This window comes from Corynebacterium glaucum, assembly GCF_002287505.1.
Lineage (GTDB): Bacteria > Actinomycetota > Actinomycetes > Mycobacteriales > Mycobacteriaceae > Corynebacterium > Corynebacterium glaucum.
On the sequence record NZ_CP019688.1, the window covers coordinates 947,307 to 966,355 of the forward strand.

General features: G+C 64.6%; 17 protein-coding genes. 7 read left to right on the forward strand and 10 right to left on the reverse strand.

Annotation, left to right across the window (positions count from 1 at the left end):
• Window position 1: 1 nt before the first annotated feature.
• From CGLAU_RS04740 to CGLAU_RS04780, 9 genes are all read right to left on the reverse strand, one after another.
• Entirely contained in the window at window positions 2-793 is a 792-nt protein-coding gene (locus CGLAU_RS04740; protein WP_232507203.1) for a spermidine synthase, read from the reverse strand.
• Window positions 790-2,250, reverse strand: coding sequence for a DHA2 family efflux MFS transporter permease subunit (locus CGLAU_RS04745; RefSeq protein ID WP_232507204.1), 1,461 nt, complete (start codon window positions 2,248-2,250; stop codon window positions 790-792). Before CGLAU_RS04745 ends, CGLAU_RS04740 begins: the two co-directional genes overlap by 4 nt.
• 11 nt (window positions 2,251-2,261) lie before the next feature.
• Window positions 2,262-3,713 carry a DUF4185 domain-containing protein gene (locus CGLAU_RS04750; protein WP_095659697.1) on the reverse strand — a complete coding sequence of 484 codons (1,452 nt, stop codon included), beginning with the start codon at window positions 3,711-3,713 and terminating at the stop codon, window positions 2,262-2,264.
• Between the two features lie 105 nt (window positions 3,714-3,818).
• On the reverse strand, window positions 3,819-4,241 hold the full coding sequence (locus tag CGLAU_RS04755; RefSeq protein WP_095659698.1) for a cupin domain-containing protein: 423 nt from the start codon (window positions 4,239-4,241) through the stop codon (window positions 3,819-3,821).
• Between the two features lie 56 nt (window positions 4,242-4,297).
• Window positions 4,298-5,746, reverse strand: coding sequence for a hypothetical protein (locus tag CGLAU_RS04760; RefSeq protein ID WP_095659699.1), 1,449 nt, complete (start codon window positions 5,744-5,746; stop codon window positions 4,298-4,300).
• A 70-nt stretch (window positions 5,747-5,816) separates the two neighbouring features.
• Window positions 5,817-6,773, reverse strand: coding sequence for a DUF808 domain-containing protein (locus CGLAU_RS04765; RefSeq protein WP_095659700.1), 957 nt, complete (start codon window positions 6,771-6,773; stop codon window positions 5,817-5,819).
• A 51-nt stretch (window positions 6,774-6,824) separates the two neighbouring features.
• On the reverse strand, window positions 6,825-8,693 hold the full coding sequence (locus CGLAU_RS04770) for a dipeptide ABC transporter ATP-binding protein (protein WP_415877145.1): 1,869 nt from the start codon (window positions 8,691-8,693) through the stop codon (window positions 6,825-6,827).
• 230 nt (window positions 8,694-8,923) lie between these two features.
• Window positions 8,924-9,460, reverse strand: coding sequence for a ribonuclease FAU-1 family protein (locus CGLAU_RS04775; RefSeq protein ID WP_095661043.1), 537 nt, complete (start codon window positions 9,458-9,460; stop codon window positions 8,924-8,926).
• Between the two features lie 26 nt (window positions 9,461-9,486).
• Entirely contained in the window at window positions 9,487-10,155 is a 669-nt protein-coding gene (locus CGLAU_RS04780; protein ID WP_095659702.1) for an Rv1157c family protein, read from the reverse strand.
• Window positions 10,156-10,350: 195 nt separating this feature from the next.
• On the opposite strand from CGLAU_RS04780, the gene typA reads away from it, so the two are divergent.
• From typA to CGLAU_RS04815, 7 genes are all read left to right on the forward strand, one after another.
• On the forward strand, window positions 10,351-12,267 hold the full coding sequence (gene typA, locus CGLAU_RS04785; protein WP_095659703.1) for a translational GTPase TypA: 1,917 nt from the start codon (window positions 10,351-10,353) through the stop codon (window positions 12,265-12,267).
• An 84-nt stretch (window positions 12,268-12,351) separates the two neighbouring features.
• Window positions 12,352-14,292 carry an ABC transporter family substrate-binding protein gene (locus tag CGLAU_RS04790; RefSeq protein ID WP_095659704.1) on the forward strand — a complete coding sequence of 647 codons (1,941 nt, stop codon included), beginning with the start codon at window positions 12,352-12,354 and terminating at the stop codon, window positions 14,290-14,292.
• A complete protein-coding gene (gene mshB, locus CGLAU_RS04795; protein WP_095659705.1) occupies window positions 14,289-15,272 on the forward strand; it encodes an N-acetyl-1-D-myo-inositol-2-amino-2-deoxy-alpha-D-glucopyranoside deacetylase in 984 nt (327 codons plus the stop codon). Before CGLAU_RS04790 ends, mshB begins: the two co-directional genes overlap by 4 nt.
• Entirely contained in the window at window positions 15,273-15,605 is a 333-nt protein-coding gene (locus CGLAU_RS04800; protein WP_095659706.1) for a hypothetical protein, read from the forward strand.
• Between the two features lie 13 nt (window positions 15,606-15,618).
• Window positions 15,619-15,942 (forward strand): ferredoxin, encoded by a 324-nt coding sequence (gene fdxA, locus CGLAU_RS04805; protein ID WP_095659707.1) that lies wholly within the window; start codon window positions 15,619-15,621, stop codon window positions 15,940-15,942.
• 6 nt (window positions 15,943-15,948) lie between these two features.
• Window positions 15,949-17,094, forward strand: a complete 1,146-nt coding sequence (dapC, locus tag CGLAU_RS04810) for a succinyldiaminopimelate transaminase (RefSeq protein WP_095661044.1) — start codon at window positions 15,949-15,951, stop codon at window positions 17,092-17,094.
• Window positions 17,091-17,684 (forward strand): GtrA family protein, encoded by a 594-nt coding sequence (locus tag CGLAU_RS04815; protein WP_095659708.1) that lies wholly within the window; start codon window positions 17,091-17,093, stop codon window positions 17,682-17,684. Before dapC ends, CGLAU_RS04815 begins: the two co-directional genes overlap by 4 nt.
• Before the next feature lie 103 nt (window positions 17,685-17,787).
• Here the strand turns inward: CGLAU_RS04815 and CGLAU_RS04820 are convergent, their stop codons facing one another.
• The gene (locus CGLAU_RS04820) at window positions 17,788-18,945 is read right to left on the reverse strand and encodes an HNH endonuclease signature motif containing protein (RefSeq protein ID WP_095659709.1); all 1,158 of its coding nucleotides are present in this window, start codon (window positions 18,943-18,945) and stop codon (window positions 17,788-17,790) included.
• Window positions 18,946-19,049 lie beyond the last annotated feature (104 nt).

The window sequence follows — 19,049 nt, forward strand, 5'->3', positions numbered from 1 at the left end:
CTCAGTCGTGGCGTGGGGCGGCGCCCGCGATGCGGTCCGCCATCCAAGCTCCGTCGCGGTCGCTGCCGCGCCACGGCACCTCGCCGTTGAACGCGAGGGGTGCGTCCGACGCGGCAATCACGACGTTGCCGTAGGCGCGTCCGGCGAGCATCTCCTCCGGACCCGCCACAGCTACGTGCGCGAACACCTCCCGCAGCCCCGCGAGCTCCGCACGCGTCTCCTCCAACCCGGCGCGGTCGCCGACGTTCGCCACGTACAGCCCACCCGGCGTTAGCACCGAACGCACCGCCCGAAAGAACTCCACCGTGGTCAGCGCGCGGGGAGTGTCGGGTCCGGCGAAGACGTCGCGGGTGATTGCGTGCACAGGGGTCGGGGCGTTGGAAGGGGCGTCGATAAGCGAATCGATGAATGCCCGAGCCTCCGCAACCTGAATGGCAACCGGCGGGTCGAATGCCCACCGAACGAGCTCCGCAAGCTCGGCGTCGATCTCCACCGCGACCTGCTCGCCGCCGAAGCGATGAGCGAAATAGCTCGGCAGCGCGCACCCGGCCGCACCGAGATGCACCGCGCCCTCAGGGCGCAGCGCGTGCGACTCCGCAAATCCTGCGATCCAGCGCATGTAGTCGTACTCGAGCACCTCGGGCGCGCCGGGCACGACATACGACGACGGCACGCGGTTGACCTCGAGCACGTATCCGCCGTCGCGCGCCGGGTCCGCGACGATCGATGCCTCGCCAGTGTAAATCGGGTATGTGCCCGCGATGCGCTTCTTCGACGCCCGGGGCTTTCTCACTCGCTCCACGACTGCGTCCGGTGGAAGCAGCAGGCGAGCACCGCACCCGCCGCAATCACCGCGCCGGGCAGCCAGATGGTTGCGCTCATCGCCGCAGCAAAAGGTTCGTGGAGGGTTTCGGGGAGCGGTCCGCTTATCGACGCTCCGCCGCCCACCCGAGCAGCCGCATCCTCGCCCAGCTGGCGTGCCAGTTGGGCAGACATCATCGCGGCGATCGCGGCCGAGCCGATGACGGCGCCGATTTGGCGCATCGTGTTGTACACCGATGAGCCGGAGCCAGCGAGGTGGCGCTCCAGGTTGCGCGTGGCCACCATGGACAGCGGGCCCCACATCATCGAGTTGGCCACGCCGTAGAGCACCGAGATGGCGTACATCCAGCGCGCGTCGACGGCGGGGGTGGTGATCAGCGCCGCCGCACCGATCGAGATGGCGGCCATGGTGAGGCCCGCGATAGCGAACGGCTTCGGGTCGTGAGTATTGGTGAGCCTGCCGATAGCGGGGGAGAGGAAGAACGACACCGCACCCGACGGCAGGATGAGCAGCGCGGCGTGTGTAGGCGTGAACTCCTGGACGGTTTGGACGTAGATCATCCACGGGATCGCGAACGTAGACACCGCGAAGCCGACAGTGGCGATCACCCCGCCGGCGAGAGCGAAGTTGCGGTTGGCGAACAACTCCAGCGGCACGAGCGCGTCCGTCCCGCGGCTCGCCTGCCAGCGCACGAACAGCACCATGGCTACCGCACCGACTGCGAGGAGCGCCCACACGCGCCAATCCCAGCCAAAGTGCTGGGCCTCCTGAATGCCGTAGACCAGGCAGAACATGCCGATTGCGCTGAGTGCCATGCCGGCCCAGTCGAAGCGCCGGTTGGTCTGCTCCAGCTTCGGCACGAAAGTCATTGCCAGGATGAGGCCGACAACGCCGACTGGCACGTTGACCCAGAAGATCCACGGCCAGCCGCCGGCGTCGACAAGCACACCGCCTAGCAGCGGGCCGGTGACGGTGGCGAGGCCGGCGGTCGCGCCCCACACGCCCATCGCGCTGCCGCGCTGCTTCGGTGTGAAAGTGCGGATCATCACCGACATTGTCTGCGGGGTGACCAGCGCCCCGCCGAGGCCTTGGAACGCGCGGGCGGTGATCAGTGCGGCGGCTGAGCTAGCCAGCCCGCAGGCGAGCGAAGATGCGGTGAAGAGCGCGAGGCCGATGAGGTAGATCGTGCGCGGCCCGAATCGGTCCCCGAGGCGGCCAGTGATCAAAAGCGGCACCGCGTACGCCAAAAGGTACGCGCTATTGACCCAGATGACCTCGTTATACGTCGCGTCCAGGCCTGACGAGATCGCGGGGATTGCCACCGAGACGATGGTCGAATCCACCAGGATCATGAAAAACCCCAGCATCATCGACCACAGAGCGGGCCACGGTGATGCGGATGTGGCCGTTGCAGGGGTCGTCGACAAGCGAAAAGCTCCTAGAAAGGCAACATCTGCTGGACCTGAGGCGGCAGCAGCGGGCGCACGGTGGGCAACGCGACGGTGGCGACACCGCCAAGCACCGCGAGGATGCTCAGCACGATTACCGCGGTGGTTGCGGAATCGTTCGACTCAGAGGACAGGGTCATTCGCTGCGGCTTCTGCTCGACCAGAGAGTCCTCGGCCTGGGTCTCCGGGATGACCTGCGCGGCCGGGCGCTCCGTGACGGAGAGAGTCTCATCCGCAGGCAGCGCCGCAGAGTTGATGCCGAAGAACTTGTCCAAGCCCTTCACGTTGAACTGGGTGGACATGTAGCGGGCGTGGGTGTCGGTGTTCCATTGCGAGACCACGATGTCCATGTCCGCGATCGTCGAGCCTGGCACGATGTAGCCACCATACGGCTGGGAGAAATTGCCCGGGGTCTGCGCGTTGGACCAGGGGCCGTGCTTGGCCACCGTCGCCACCGGGACGTTCGCCCAATCCTGCGCGAGGGTGTCGGAGATGCGGACCTCGATTGCCAAGGTCGCCTCGTTGAACATCACCAGTACCCACTTGCCCTGGATGTAGCGCAGGTTCATTTCGCCGGCCTCGATGTTCGAGCCGCTAAGGATCGGTGCGCCCGAGTCGCCCCACTTACCCGAAGCCGGGTCGAAGAGCTGCCACTTCGAGCGGTCCGCGATGTCCTGCTCGCGGAAGCGCGACAGGTACACCGGGTCGTCGCGCTTAAACTGCGTGGACACGACGTAGATGTAGCCGTCTGGGCCCTTCTCCCAGGAGATGAGGTTGCCCATGCCGCTCATGTAGTCGGCGGAGGTGGTGCCGATCGAGCTCCACGACTTGCCGCCGTCGGTGGACTTGAAGATCTCGGTGTCGCGCACGTTGCCGATGCCGTGGTTCCACATCGCTTGCATGTACAGCGTGCCGTCGAGGTTGATCACGTCGGACGGAATCAGCGTGAGCTCATCCTCGTGCAGGTACCCGACGGTCTGCTCGACGCGCTCGCCGCGGTTGAGCGGGCGGATGATCTCGATGAAGCCATCTTCGTTCATGCGCGCGACGACGCCGACCGGGCTCATCCAGTCACCCTCGCCGAAGCGCTGGCCGCTGAAAGAGTCGCCGAAGATCATCGCGAACTCGCCGCCACCCAGCGGAGCCATCGTGCCCAGGTCAGTCGCTCCGAGGCCGACGTGGCGCGAGTGCTTGCCGGCAACATCGTCCATGATCTGCACCACGGTGCCGTCGGGCATGGTGTACGGCTGCGACGCTTGCTTCTGCGGCGGGGCGGAGTTGTCCACCGTTGGGCCGGAGGAGCTAGACAGTTCCGAACTCAAACCGGAGCTGGAGCTTGACTGCGCGAGCGCGTCGGGCACCACCGTTGCCGTAAGGATGAGTGCGGATGCGGTGGCGGCGCTCACGGCACCGGTAAGGCGGGGAAGGGGAGTGCGAGACATCGCGATAGCTACCTTTGGCTTGCGGGGCAAAACATCTCGAATGTAGCAAAAATGCGGCCCGCCCAGTAGGGCGAACCGCGTTTCACAGGTTGCGGGGGAGGCGGGTTACACGCCTGCGTCCTCGTGCGGGTCGTTGTCCGCGTCGTCCTTAGTCTCGTGGCGAGTCCCCGGCTCGTGCTCCGGCGGAGCGTAGATCGAGTACAGCTTCGCCGGCTTCTCGGACTCGTTGACAAAGTTGTGCCACTTGCCGGCCGGGACGAACGCCGCCCAGTCAGCGCCGACAACCTGGTCGACCTCGAGATCATCCTCGCTCGCGCCGATCATTGCGCGCAGCTCGCCCTCTTCGAGGCGCAGGAACTGGTCGTGGTCGTCGTGAATCTCGGCGCCGATCTCGCCGCCCGGCTGGATGGTCATCACCGTCAGCTGCAGGTTCTTGCCGGTCCACAAGGTGTCGCGGAACGCGTCGTTGGCCAGCGTCGCCTTTTCAATATCCACCACGTATGGGTTCGGGCCGTGGTCGTTGCTCATAATCGCTCCTTCGCTCGCCGGTTAGGTACAACTCCCACCGTAGCGAAGCTTTTCGCTTAACGACGGTGGCGCCCACCCCCTTCACGTTCTCGCTGCTTCCGCCGCAGCCTTACCTTTTCAACCTCGGAGAGGTTGGGGTCATCCAAGTCGATGAAGAACTCCTCGTCGTCTTGGTTTTCGGGTTCATGATCTGGCTCCAGCTCGGGTTCTGGCGCCAGCTTCGGAACGGATGCGGAAGCAAGGAGCGATTCCACCGAGAACTCCTGCGAGAAGTCTACTTGGGGCACGAACTCAGGTTCTGGGACCAGCTCTGTTTCGGGGGTGAACCCAATCTCGGGCTCGTCATCAGGCTCAGGTTCGGGCACGGCTTCCGTCTGCGAGGGCGATTCCGGTGCCGGTTCCTGCACCGCTTCCTCTGGCACAACATCTTCCGGCGCAGCGTCTTCCGGCGCAGTGTCTTCCGGCGCAGCGTCTTCCGGTGCCGAGTGTGTTCGCTCGACCGGCTCTGGGTGCTGCGGCTCCGGCACCGGTTGCGATACCGGTTGCGGCTGAGGCTGAGGCTTTGCAACCTGCACACGCTCGAACTCCTCTGTCGTAGGAGCGACGCTGTCCGGACGCTCAATCCCAGCGAGGGAGACGTACCGTGCAGTGTGCTTCGGGTGGAGGTAATCGCCAGGATCAGCAACGTGGTCACGCTCCACGCTGACGCCCCAGGTGTCGTCGGGGAACTCGATGAGTGACCACGGCTTTGCCAAACGCACGTCGGGTACTTTCAGCTGCTGCACCGGATATGCCGGGTTGTCCTCACTCGGCTCAGCTACATCGAGTGCGGCCATGCCCTGCAGTAGCACGGCGCGCGCGTATAACTGCGGAACCTGGGAATCAGTGTGGGTGGCCTGCATGTAGGAGATGAGTTGGGTCGCCTCGTCCCCACGGATCGCGCCCAGCAGTTTCGGTCCCAAGGTGATTGCAACCAGACTGCCGATGTGGTGGAGGGCTACCAGCCATTGGCCTGGCGAGCGGGCCGTGATTTCTTCTCGGGTGTATTCCCCCATCGAGGTGTCAACGACCAGCATTTCGCCCGAAGGCAGTGTCAGGGTGTCGTCCGGCGCGTCGTTACGCGGCACGGCGAGCAATGGGGGAGGCAGCAGCACGCGAACCGCGAACTGGCCTGCGGCCTCATCCCACGCAACAGTTGCGCTGGTTTTCGGCATCAGTAGTGACGCATCGACGCGCCGCATATCGGTGAAGCGCTCTCGATAGTAGGGATCAATCTCGCCGATCACTCGGCCTTGCGCGGTCTCCTGATCGTCGATACTCGCCCCGAGCAGACGCACCCGCCACGAGCCACTGAGCGGGTTGGGTTGAAGCAAAACCTCTTCATGCGCCATGCCAGCCATGCCGGCGAAGTCGTTGAACAGTGGTGCTTGTACGACGTTGTCAACCGGCAGCTCAACGCCTTCTCCCCAGGTCGCAGGCGCCAAAGGGTAAATCCTCGGACCCATGGTGCCTCCTTCAGCGAATCTCATCCCGCCCCGACCCACTCAGGTTCTTCATCATACGGCAGAGCCGAGACTAGGCAGTGCTTGCAGCCTCCCGGCCCGGAGCCGACTCGTCCCGTTCAGGCATGAACTTTTTCGCCAGTTGCACGATCGCGAGCACGATGAACCCGGTGATCAGGCCAAACACCAGCGAGACGCCGGTGTCAACGAGCCAACCGGAGAATCCACCGCCGACGGTTTCGGATAGACGCTCGATGAGGTCGTGTGGCCAGTGCCAGCCCACCACCTCGTGGAGACCCCGCACGATGAGGTGGCCGCCAACCCAGAGCATGGCGATGGTGCCGATGATGCCGATGGCGCTGAGCACGTACGGCATGCCCTTAACCAACGCGCGTCCTGTCTTGGGGGCGTTGCCGCGGCGAATCATGCCGTGGCCGATGTCATCAACCTTGACCAGAAGCGCAACCGCGCCGTAGACAGCGAGGGTGATGAAGATGCCCACCGCGACCAAAACTGCGGCCTGCATCCAAATCGATTCGTTCGCGATCTCATCGAGCGCGATAATCATGATCTCCGCGCTCAGGATGAGGTCGGTGGTGATCGCGCTCTTCACCAACGTGTCTTCGTCTTGCGGGGTCTTGTTGACGGCCCGCTCTTCCTCAGCATGCTTATCTGCGGCAAGCTTGTGCGCGATCTTTTCCGCACCCTCGAAACAGAGGTAGGTACCGCCGGCCATGAGCAGGGGAGTGAGTGCCCACGGCGCGAAAGCGTTCAGCAACAGCGCGATCGGCAGGATGATCACGAGCTTGTTGCGCAGCGAACCCTTTGTGATCTTCCAGATCATCGGCAGCTCGCGAGCCGGGGTGACATCGGAAACATACTGCGGGGTCACCGCGGCATCGTCGATGACAACGCCAGCAGCCTTGGCAGATGTTTTCGCTGAAAGAGCTGCGACATCGTCGACTGAAGATGCTGCAGTGCGTGCGATCAGCGCGACGTCGTCAAGCAAGGCGAGCAAGCCACCGGCCATGGGCGGGTCCTTTCAGTAGGCGTAAGATGCGAGTGCACAGCCTACCGTGACTTACTTCGACTTGTTCTCTACCGGCTCGTACTTCACACGGGTTCGATTGCGCTCAGCGTCCGGGTCCGGGATTGGGATCGCCGACAGCAGCGCTTGGGTATACGGGTGCTGCGGGTTGTCGAATACAGCGTCCGACTCACCAAACTCGACAAAGTCGCCTTTGTACATCACCGCGACGCGATCGGAGAGGTGGCGCACCACCGACAAATCGTGAGCGACAAACAAGTACGACAGCCCGAGCTCGCGCTTGAGTGACTCAAGCAAATTGATCACGCCCGCCTGAATGGAGACGTCGAGTGCCGAAACAGGCTCATCAAGCACGATCACGGCCGGGTTGGTAGCCAGTGCCCGGGCAAGGCCGATGCGCTGTCGCTGGCCACCGGAAAAGTGGCCGGGAAAGCGGTCAATCTGAGACTCGTCGAGTCCAACAGTGCGCATGAGCTCAGTAACCCGTGCATCCTTGTCACCTTCGTACCCAAGCGCATCGAGTGGCTCGCGAATGATCTCTTTCACCGTCATGCGAGGGTTGAGCGAACTCATTGGGTCTTGGAACACCATCTGGATGTTGCGGCGTGCCTTCTGCCGCGTAGCGGTGGTGAACTTCGACGCGTCCTCACCGCAGATCACAATGCGGCTGTCTGGTGCCGGGTCAAGGTTCATAATCTCCAGCAACGTGGTGGTTTTGCCGGACCCTGATTCGCCGACAATTGCCATGCACTCGCCAGCGCGTAAGTTGAACGAAACATCCTTCACTGCATGCACAGTGCCCACCCGCCGCTTCACCAGCGAGCCCTTGGTCAAGGGGAACTCCTTGTTCAAGTTCTCCACTTCGAGCGTGACCTCGCGTTGGTCGCGGGGGACACCGGCAAGCGAGTCGTCGGGAAGCTTCGGCGTGGGGTAAAGCGGCTTGCCGTTGAGCTTGCCGTCGTGGATTTCAGCGTGCCGGATGCAAGCGACTTCATGTGGCACGTGGCCACTGAGCGGGACCATCGGTGGTTCGCCGTCCAAACACTGCTCGATGGCGATGGGGCAGCGGGGCGCGAATTGACACCTGGGCTGCATGTTCACCAGTTTCGGTGGGGTGCCCTCAATGTAAGTTAGGGGCTCAGTTGACGGTTGATCCACACGAGGGGTCGAGCCGAGCAGACCAATCGAGTAGGGCATCTGCGGCTGGTGGAAAAGAGTATGCACATCAGTCTTTTCCACAGGCCGCCCACCATACATCACCAGTACATCATCGGCAGTCCCAGCGACGACGCCCATATCGTGCGTGATCATGATGCACGCGGCGCCAGTTTCGCGCTGAGCGACCTTGATCACGTCGAGGATCTGCGCCTGGATAGTGACATCGAGCGCAGTGGTGGGTTCGTCGGCAATGAGCACTTTCGGGTTGTTCGCGATTGCAATCGCAATGACAACTCGTTGGCGCATACCCCCGGAGAATTCGTGGGGGAACGACTTCAAGCGCTTTTGCGGTTCGGGGATACCAACGAGGTCGAGTAGCTCCGCCGCCCGGCTTAGTGCCGCCTTCTTTGAGATGTTGTTGTGTGCTTGGAGGGCTTCGACAAGTTGCGTGCCGATGTCGTATACCGGCGTGCGTGCTGAAAGCGGATCCTGGAAGATCATGCCGATTTCATTGCCGCGGATCTTGGACATCTGCCTGTCCGTTTTAGTCAGCAACTCCTCGCCGCCGTACATCACAGAGCCGGTGACTTTTGCATACTCAGGAAGTAAACCCATGATTGCCATCGAGGTCACGGACTTGCCTGAACCGGATTCACCCACGATGCCTAGAGTGCGGCCGCGGTAGAGATCAAAGTCAACGCCGCGTACCGCTGAGACCACACCTGCTTCTGACGGAAATGACACGTTGAGGTCGCGGACTGAGAGCACGACCTCGCTTGACGGGTCGGCGTTTGGCTTGTATCACCCGTTTTTCAAGATTAAAGTTCAGTCACATTCGGGCAAGAGCCAATGGAATGCCAAGCGACCGCCCACCGCAGGCACATGCTTCTGCTGGGACGGTCGAAGAAAACGTTTAAATAAGCCGCGCGGGCGCACCCCGCTGAAGCCAACAGCCCGCCGGCGCCAGCCCGGCGCTAGCCCACCGGCGCGAGCTCGACCTCCTCGGCCCAAGTCAGCTCGATGCCCAGGGCACGAAGCCACTCCATCGCGTCGTCGCCGTGGCGGGTGATGCCCTCGACGGCGTTCAGCGTGGCGTCGATAGCCTTTTCTGCTTCTTCCGCCGTGATCAAACCGGCCGATGTCGCCGCGGCAAGCTCGTCGATGTCCAGCACGTCAATCGGGTTGCCGGTGTTGGACACCAGGTCGACGTACAGGTCGCGGGTGGTCCAGACATCGCCCTCAACGTCGATGTCAGCAATGTCGAAATAGAAGTCCTGCTCCATTTGCACGCCTTCGCGGAAGTGGAAGATGTTTGCGCGCAGGCCCAGCGTCGGCAGCAACCAACTCTCCAGGTAGCCGAACCGCGGGTGGTTCGCACCGCGTGCCATGTACAGCCCGAACTCCGTCACCCGGAAAGTATCAACCTCGCGCAGGTAGCCCTTCGGGTCGATGTTGGTCTTCGACGTCGTGTCAAACGTCTCCTGCTTCACGGGATGAAGATCGGCGTTCATGTGCTCCTCATTCGTGGTGTGCATGGTTACCTCACGGAGAATGTTGCGACGGTCGGGGCGAAGTTACAGACGTTATCGGTGGTGCGGACACCGCCGTTAACCACCGCGAGCACCTGCCCGTGGCCAGTGTTCGCGGTCCCGGACAAGGTTGCCGGTCCTGAAGGATTTATCAGATTGTTATCAAGTGACGTTACACCGGTGCTGAACGTGTTCAGGTTTATCCAGTACACCTGCATCAAACCTTGCTGCTCGGCGGCGGCAGACGTGCCCAAGGCGGTGAACACAAACGTGGTCTGACCAGGCACGGCGCCGGGTGCCGGAGTCCGGGTGGGCCCTGGAATCGCGATCGCTGAGGCAGTAGAGTGCAGGCCAGGTCCGATGCAATTGCTCGACACGGTCGGCCAGAGGAATTGGGTGAACGGGGGAGCGTCGTCCGGAAGCGGGGGTCCGCCAATCTCGCCGGTGCCGGCGTAGAAGCTCACTGCGGTTCGCAACGCGTTGGCCGCGGGTTCAGGCACAAGCGGACTGTCGGCGAACTCGTGCACGCGGGCAACGGTGTAGTCCGTCGGTCGCCCGAGGCCGTCGATGTACTGGGAGGACTGGGCATGAGCCGCTGGGAGGGTCACGGAAGTCGCGCCCGCACAGAGGGCGGTTGCCAGCGCCGCGGCGCGCGCGAGTGATCGGGAAAAGCGCACAGCTCTCCTTACAAACATCTACAGTAACTCCCGTAACAATAGTCACTATATTCCCAACGTCAAGGTGAACTCAGAAAAAGAGCTTTCGCTTATCGACGCCTCGTTGCCACGCCTCGCAAGCCATTCAGCGCTTGGACCCCTCGCGCGGTAGTGTTTAACCGTTAATTCCGCCTATATATAAGGAGTAGCGGCTCAGTGACGCACCCTGAATTCCGCAATGTTGCCATCGTCGCCCACGTCGACCACGGCAAGACCACGTTGGTCAACGCCATGCTGGAGCAGTCCGGCGTGTTCGGCGACCACGGCGACCACGGCGACCGCGTGATGGACTCCGGCGAGCTCGAATCCGAGCGCGGCATCACCATCCTGGCGAAGAACACGGCGATCCGCCGCCAAGGCGCCGGCAAAGACGGCCGCGACCTGGTCATCAACGTCATCGACACCCCGGGCCACGCCGACTTCGGCGGCGAGGTCGAGCGTGGCCTGTCCATGGTCGACGGCGTCGTCCTGCTCATCGACGCTTCCGAGGGCCCGCTGCCGCAGACCCGCTTCGTCCTGGGCAAGGCGCTCGAGGCGAAGAAGCCGGTGATCATCTGCGTGAACAAGACCGACCGCCCGGACGCGCGCATCGACGAGGTCGTCGAAGAAGCGCAGGATCTCCTGCTCGAACTCGGTGCGGGCCTTGAAGACCCGGACGCTGCCGAGGCCGCCGAGAACCTGCTCGAGCTGCCCGTCCTCTACACCTCCGGCCGCGCCGGCCGCGCATCCCTGGAGAACCCGGGCAACGGCGAGCTGCCGGATAACGAGGATCTGCAGCCGCTTTTCGACGTCATCTACGACGTGCTCCCGGAGCCCTCCGCCGACATTGACGCGCCGTTCCAGGCGCAGGTGACCAACCTGGACTCGTCTTCGTTCCTGGGCCGTATTGCGCTGATCCGCGTGTACCGCGGCTCGGTGAAGAAGGGCCAGACGGTCGCGTGGGTGCACTACGACGCAGACGGCGAACAGCACATTAAAAACGTCAAGATCGCCGAGCTCCTTGTCACCGAGGGCCTCGACCGTGTGCCGGCGGCCGGCGAGGTCGTCGCAGGTGACATCGCCGCAGTCTCGGGCATCGACGAGATCATGATCGGCGACACCCTCTGCGACCCGGAGAACGTCGAGCCGCTCGAGCGCATCAAGATCGACGACCCGGCCATCTCCATGACCATCGGCGTGAACACCTCGCCGATGGCGGGCCGCAACGGCGGCGACAAGCTCACCGCCCGCATGGTCAAGGCCCGCCTGGACCAGGAGCTGATCGGCAACGTCTCGATCAAGGTGCTGCCGACCGAGCGCCCAGACGCCTGGGAAGTCCAGGGCCGTGGCGAGATGGCGCTGACCGTGCTCATCGAAACGATGCGTCGTGAAGGCTTCGAGCTCACCGTGGGCAAGCCGCAGGTGGTGACCAAGGAGATCGACGGCAAGATCTACGAGCCGTATGACCACGTCGTCATCGACGTGCCTTCCGAGCACCAGGGTGCCGTCACCCAGCTCATGGCCAACCGCAAGGGCAACATGACCTCGATGGGCAACACCGGCTCCGGCGACTGGGTGCGCATGGAGTTCGACATTCCGTCGCGCGGCCTCATCGGCTTCCGCACCACCTTCCTCACCGAGACCCGTGGTGCCGGCATCACCAACTCGTACTCCATCGAGCACCGTCCGTGGGCCGGCGAGATCAAGGGCCGCCCGACCGGATCGCTCGTTGCCGACCGCTCCGGCCAGGTCACCGCCTACGCGTTGCAGCAGCTCGCGGACCGCGGCGACTTCTTCGTCGAGCCGGGAGCAGAAACCTACGAAGGCATGGTCGTCGGTGCGAACTCGCGTGATGAGGACATGGACATCAACATCACCAAGGAAAAGAAGCTGACCAACATGCGTTCCGCCACTGCGGACGCGACGGTCACACTGCAGAAGGCGCGCACTCTCTCGCTCGACGAGGCCATCGAGTTCTGCGACGACGACGAGTGCGTCGAGGTCGCCCCCGAGGCAATGCGCGTGCGCAAGATCATTCTCAACGCCACCGAGCGTGGCCGCGCCCGCTCCCGCGCAAAGCAGCTCAACAAGTAGCTGCTCGCGCACCTGCAACCGGGCACGCAACCCACGCGAGCGCTGCGCGGGGAGGGGAGCTGGCGTGGATTACAATTCCCGTCGATGACTCGCTTCACACACCCCGCGCACAAAGGCTCGGCGCGGACGCGTCACCCGCGCACGCGCCTCGCGGCCACTGCGACCACTGCGACCACTGCGCTCACCGCGCTCGCCGGACTGACCGCGGCCACCGCGCTTACGGCCCTCTCCGGGTGCGCGGCGGATCCCGCGCCGCCCCCTTTGGTTACTGAAGGGGAAGCCGAGAAGGAGCTCGAGCGACTGGCGGAAACGACGGAAAGCGCGACGTCGACAAGCGAACGCCCCGCTCGAGTGGAGGTGAGCGTCGGAGTCGACCCGGTGCGCGCCGGCTTCAACCCGCACCTAGCCGCGGACGAGCAGGCCACGGTCCGCTCGATCGCTGACCTGGTGCTGCCCAGCGCCTTCGTCGACGGCGAGCGCAACCCCGATCTGCTGCTCGCCGCGACCCGCCTGCCCAGCTCGCCCAAAGCCGCGACCGTGCGCTACGTCATCGACCCCGAAGCGCAGTGGTCCGACGGCACCCCGATCAGCGGCGCCGACTTCATCTACCTCTGGCGCGCGATGCGCACGACACCCGGCACCATCAACGCCTACGGCTACGACGCCATCGCCGACATCCGCGTCTCCGGCCCCAGCGGCAAGACCGTCGACGTCGATTTCCGCACGCCGATCCGCGACATCCGCGGCCTGTTCACACACCTGCTGCCGTCGCACCTGCTCGCCGCTGACGCCTCCGACTTCGCCACCGCGCTGCACGATTCCATCCCCGCGTCCGCGGGCCGCTTCCTGTTCTCCGGCGTCGACCGCGGCCGCGGCACCATTACGCTGAACCGCAACGACCGCTTTTGGGGGCCGGCGCCTGCGCGCATCGACATCCTCAACCTGCAGCCCGCGCGCACCACCACGCAGACCGCGGACCAGCTACGCAGCGGCCAAATCGCGTTCGTGGACATGGCGCCCGATGAAACCACGCACCGCGTCCTCGAACTCGTACCCGACACGCAGGTCCTCACCACCGACGGCCCGCGCACACTCGGGGTCACCCTCACCGCGGGCGTCACTTTTGAGGCTCGGCAGGAGCTTGCTTCGCTTATCGACGCCCCCTTGCTCGCGTCCATCGCCACCAACCGCTCCACCGATCTGGCGCTTCCCTCCGAGGTAACCCCCGCCGGTGCTGCTCCAGCTGGCGCCGCTCCAGCTGCGCTCCCCTCAGACGCGTCCACTTCAGGCGCGTCCACTTCAGGCGCGTCCACCTCCAGTGAACCCACCTCTAGCGAGAGCGGAATCGCTGGGGGAGCGCTCGAGGCGTACATCGCAAAACAAGGTGCCCTGCGCGTCGCTGCTGACGCTGCCGACCCAGCAGCGGCCGCCGCCGGGAAGACCTTCGTCGACCAACTCAATGCAGCGGGTATCGAGGCGAAGTTCGTCGGCACCGACAACAACACCATCATGGGTAAATTGCTCCCGGCCGGCGCCATCGACGCAGTCTTTGGGTGGCGAGTATCCGATGCCGCCCTCGCCGCCAGCAAAGCGACCAACGCGACCAACGCGACCAGCGCGACCAACCCCAACGACACCTCGAGCTCCACCAGCACGAGTAGGGTCGCGAGCCCCGCCAACCCCGAGAGCATCACCGAGATCGCTGGCCGCGCCGCTTGCCCCGCGCACGCCTTCCGCGCCGCGAACCTATCCGGCTACTGCTCATCCGGTACCGAGCAGCTGGCCGCCGACGTCCTCGCAGGCACCACCAGCGTCCAAGACGCAGTCGCGATCTTTGCGCAGATCGAGGCGGCCGAAGCGCTCTGGGTGCCTATCGTCACCGAGACCCGCGTCGCCGCGCTCGGCCAGGGCATCGAAGGCCCCGACCCCAACCTGAAGAACTGGGACGGCGGGCTTGCCACCGCGCCGACATGGCGCGTCACCACCCCAGCCAACGCCGGCAAGAAGGAGCCACTCGCACAATGAACCTGACCCGCACCCGCCCCGAGCGCGATCTCGCAGGCTACCGCGTCGTCCTCGTCCACGCGCACCCCGACGACGAGGCAATTACCACCGGCGGCACCATCGCCACCCTCACCGCGCGTGGCGCCGACGTCCTCGTCGTCACGTGCACCCTCGGCGAGGAGGGCGAGGTCATCGGCGAGCCCTACCAACACCTGGTCGCCGACGAAGCGAACCAGCTGGGCGGTTTCCGCATCCACGAGTTGCGGGCCTCGCTCGCCGCGCTCGGCGCGCGCGGGACATTCCTCGGCGGCGCCGGCCGCTTCCGCGACTCCGGCATGGAGGGCTCGGCCGCGAGCCAGCACTCCCGCGCGTTCGTCAACTCCGGCGACACCGCCGTGGACGCGCTCGCTGCCATTTTCACCGCCGAGCGCCCCCACGTCGTGATCACCTACGGACCCGACGGCGGCTACGGCCACCCGGATCACATTCGCGCCCACGAAATCACCCACGCCGCCGCCAAACTCACCGACATCCCGCGCATCCTCTGGGCCGTCCGCCTCGAGCACGAAACCGCCGCGCTCATGCCCACCGAAGCCCCCGCAGGGTGGCGGCTCCCTCAGCCAGGTGAGCTCGATGGAGTCAGCTCGTCCGACTTGAGCATTTCGCTTAACGACGCCTCGTACTCAGCGAAAGTCCAATCCATGCGCGCCCACGCCACCCAGCTGTGGATCGCCGACGGCCAGGTCACCGACGTCAACCCGCACGCCGCCCTCCCCGCCACGGTCTCATCCGCCGTGCACGTATCCGCCACGCACTTATCCGCCACGGTCTCATCCGCCGCAGCGCAGCCCGTGGTCTACTACGCCCTGTCGAACCTCATCGTGCAGCCCATCCAGCGCGTCGAGCACTTCCAGCTCGGCGAAGGTGCGCCGCTCCCTACCGAGGACAATGGTGCCGTTGCGGGTGATGCGGCGGCGCTGTTCGCCGGCATCGACAAATAGATGACCTCCTCCGGCTACCGCGACGACTTCTACCGAGACTTTTCCCGCGGCGAGGTCATCCAGGCGTTCGTCTGGCTGTCCGTCTTCGCGGCCGTCGCGGTCATGCTGCAGGTCGGCTATTTTTGGGCGCCGCTGGGAATAGTATTCGCCGGATGGTTCAACGCGGTGCTCCGCAGAACCGCGAAGCTGTGGACGCAAAACCGCTGGATTCAGCTGGTGCCGCTGGGTGTCTGGGCCGTTGGGTTTTGGATGATGGTGGGCAAGGGGCCGTCGATAAGCGAAATGCTCCTGTTGTTGGTGGGGATAATTTGGCCCCTCGCCACTGTCAAGTGACATACTGAACGGTATGACTTATGTGATCGCCCAACCCTGCGTCGACGTGATGGACCGCGGCTGCGTGGAGGAGTGCCCCGTCGATTGCATCTACGAGGGCAAGCGCATGCTCTACATCCACCCCGACGAGTGCGTCGACTGCGGCGCATGCGAGCCGGCATGTCCCGTCGAGGCCATCTTCTACGAGGATGACACGCCCGACGAGTGGGCCGAGTACTACGACGCGAACGTCGGCTTCTTCGACGACCTTGGCTCGCCGGGCGGCGCCGCGAAGACTGGCCCACTGGACTTCGACCACCCAATGGTGGCGAAGCTGCCGCCGCAGAACCAGGAGTAGGCGATGATACAGCGCACGCCGCTGGGTGCTTCGCTGCCCGCTTTTCCGTGGGACACGATCGCCGATGTCAAAGCAACCGCCGCCGCGCACCCTGGCGGACTGATCGACCTGTCCGTGGGTGGGCCTGTCGACCCGGTCGCGCCGTCGATCCAGCTCGCGCTCACCGAACACGCCGCGGAGCCCGGCTACCCGCAGACCGCCGGCACCCCAGAGCTGCGCCGCACCATCGTCGACGCGCTCGAGCGCCGCTTCGGCATCGCGGGCCTGGACACTGAGTCGGTGCTGCCGGTCATCGGGCTGAAGGAGGCGATCGCGTGGCTTCCGACGCTGCTGGGCCTGCGCGGCCAGACCGTCGTCATCCCGGAGGTCGCGTACCCCACGTACGAGGTCGGCGCACTTATGGCTGGGTGCACGGTGCAGCGTTGCGACGACCCCGTGACCGCCCCGACAGACACCGCCCTGGTCTTCCTGAACTCGCCGTCGAATCCGACGGGGCGGGTGATGGGCACCGACGAGCTGCGCGCGTGGGTCGAGTTCGGCCGTGAGACCGGCGCCATCATCGCATCCGACGAGTGCTATCTGGGCCTCGGCTGGGCCACCCAGCCCGTGTCGCTGCTGCACCCCGAGGTCTCCGGCGGTGACAACACGGGTCTGCTCGCGCTGCACTCGTTATCGAAGACGTCGAACCTCGCGTCGTACCGCGCCGGCACGATCGCGGGCGACCGCGACCTGGTCCAGGAGCTGCTCCTGGTGCGCAAGCACGCCGGCCTCATCGTGCCGGGCCCCGTCCAGCATGCCATGGTGGCCGCGCTTGCCGACGACCTCCACGAACGCCTGCAAGCTTCCACCTACGCCATGCGCCGCGCCGCGTTGCTTAAGGCGCTCACCGGCGCGGGCTTCACTATCGACGACTCCGATGCCGGCCTTTACCTCTGGTGTCGCAAGGACGGGCTGAACTCCCGCGAGGCGCTGGACTGGTTCGCCGAGCGCGGCATCCTCGCAGCGCCAGGCGACTTTTACGGCCCCGCCGGCGCGGACCACGTCCGGGTCGCCCTGACCGCTTCCGACGAGCAGATCGCCGACGCCGTGCGCCGCCTCACCGCGCAGGAGACCACCGCCGGTGACGCCGGCCAGGAGACAACCGCGCAGTGACGGGAGCAGCACAACCACGCAGTGCCAACGCCGTCGCCACAGCTGGCGTAGGCACGTCGCGCGCTCACCGTTTGGCGGTGGGGCTGCGCGAGTTCGTGAAGTTCGGCATCGTCGGCGGGTCCGGGGTGCTGGTCAACCTTGCCGTGTTCTATGTGTGCAAGAAGCTGCTGGACTCCGGCATTGGCATTCACGAGACGGACGTGTTTTTCAACCTCTTCGGCACGCGTTTCAATGTGCGCTGGTACCATGTGCTGTCGACGGTCGCGTTCTTGGTCGCGAACACGTGGAACTACCAGCTGAACCGTTCGTGGACGTTCCGCCACGTGGAGCAGCGGTCGTGGCTGCGCGGTTACTTCCCGTTCCTGGCGACCGGTGTGGTGGCATTCGTAGTTTCGCTGACCTGCATGACACTGCTCATGAACTCGTCCTCGCCGATCGCGCTGCCGGACAGCGTGTTTGACGACTCGACCGGGCTGCGCACCAAGTCGTACTGGGCGCAGGCGATCTCCACGTTGGTGGCGATGCCGGTGAACTTCATCATCAATAAGTTCTGGACTTTCGGGAAGCCGAAAGTTGTCCCAGTAAACTGATCAGCCCTATCGTAGGCGCGCAAAATCGGTGTGCGAGCAAATTCGGTAGGTGTGCAAACCCGCTAGCCCGGGTAATTGCAGACGTCGATAATTGCAAGCTCGGCTAGCCGAATAGCAGGTGCATTGCTGCAAACGGGTGAAGCGTGTTGCGCACGTGATAGCCGCGCGGCGAACACCACGTCGGGGTTCCGCGCACCATTTCTATGCGGCCGCGTTTTCGACGCTGAGGGTCGTCGTCGTTGACCCGGTTGTGATATCGGCACAGTGGGGCAAGGTTGGCGATGTTGGTTTCGCCGCCGTGTTTCCACGCTTTGATGTGGTGGATTTCGCATGAGTCGGCGCCGTGTCGGCAACCGGGCACTGGACAAATTGGCATCGAGATCCTTGCGAGGTCTCGCTGCTTCTGGTTAGCCAGGCGCACCTCGCGGTAGAGGTTCACCGCACCGTCTTGCGCGGCGAATAGCGCAACTTCGAGCTCCGTGCCATAACGCGCCTTGAGGTATTCGACGCCAGTCATCGTGGTGCCGTCGGTGAGCCCGAGGCGGACGTCGTCGCCCTCGCCGCTAAGGATCTTGAGGTGAGTTTCCAGCGGCACGATGATGATCGGGCGCGGGTTGGCGTACGGCACGCGCGGCTGCGATGCCGGGCTGGTGGTGGCGGCGGGCGGGTCGGCGCAGTTTGGGGTGGCGGCGGGGTGCTCGCCGGAGTTGTCGGAGTTGTCGCCGGGGGCGGCGCTGCGGAGGAGATCGATGAAGGCGTCGAGCATCTGTGGCGACACCGGCTTCGACGGGTCGATATCGCGGGTGAGGCGGTGTTCTAAGTCGGCCATGTCGCGCTCGTCGGCGGTGACGCTCATGCGCCGCAGCCCTGCCTTGGACGCAGAGAAGGACATCTGTTTCTTCGGCGGCTTCTGCTCGGCGGGGATCAGTTGGCGGATGCGTCGCGCGAGGGCGTCATACGTGCACGGGCGGGAGAGGAGTTGGAGGCGCGTTGTCCACTGGGCGTCGATAAGCAAATGCGAAATGCGACGCTCGATGAGGACGAGCTGATCGATGGAGAACCCGCCGGCGCGCGCGAGGGCGACTGCTTCTTCCTGCTTGCGGGTGAATTTGGTCGGGCCGAAGTAGGCGCTGTGAACGAGGCCCCAGCTCCGCACCTTGGTGGGCTCGAGACCGGCGGCGAGAGCGGCGTCGCGGTCGAAGCCCACGAGCGAGTCCAGCGCGGCGCCGGACATCGCTTCGAGAAGTGCGGAGAAGGTCATGCCCGGCACAGTAAACGCAATCGAGAGTGCCGTAAAGGGCGCGGTGGCGGAGCTGTGGAGACCGAAAACGGCTATCCACAGGCGAATCGGGAAAATGCCTGGTC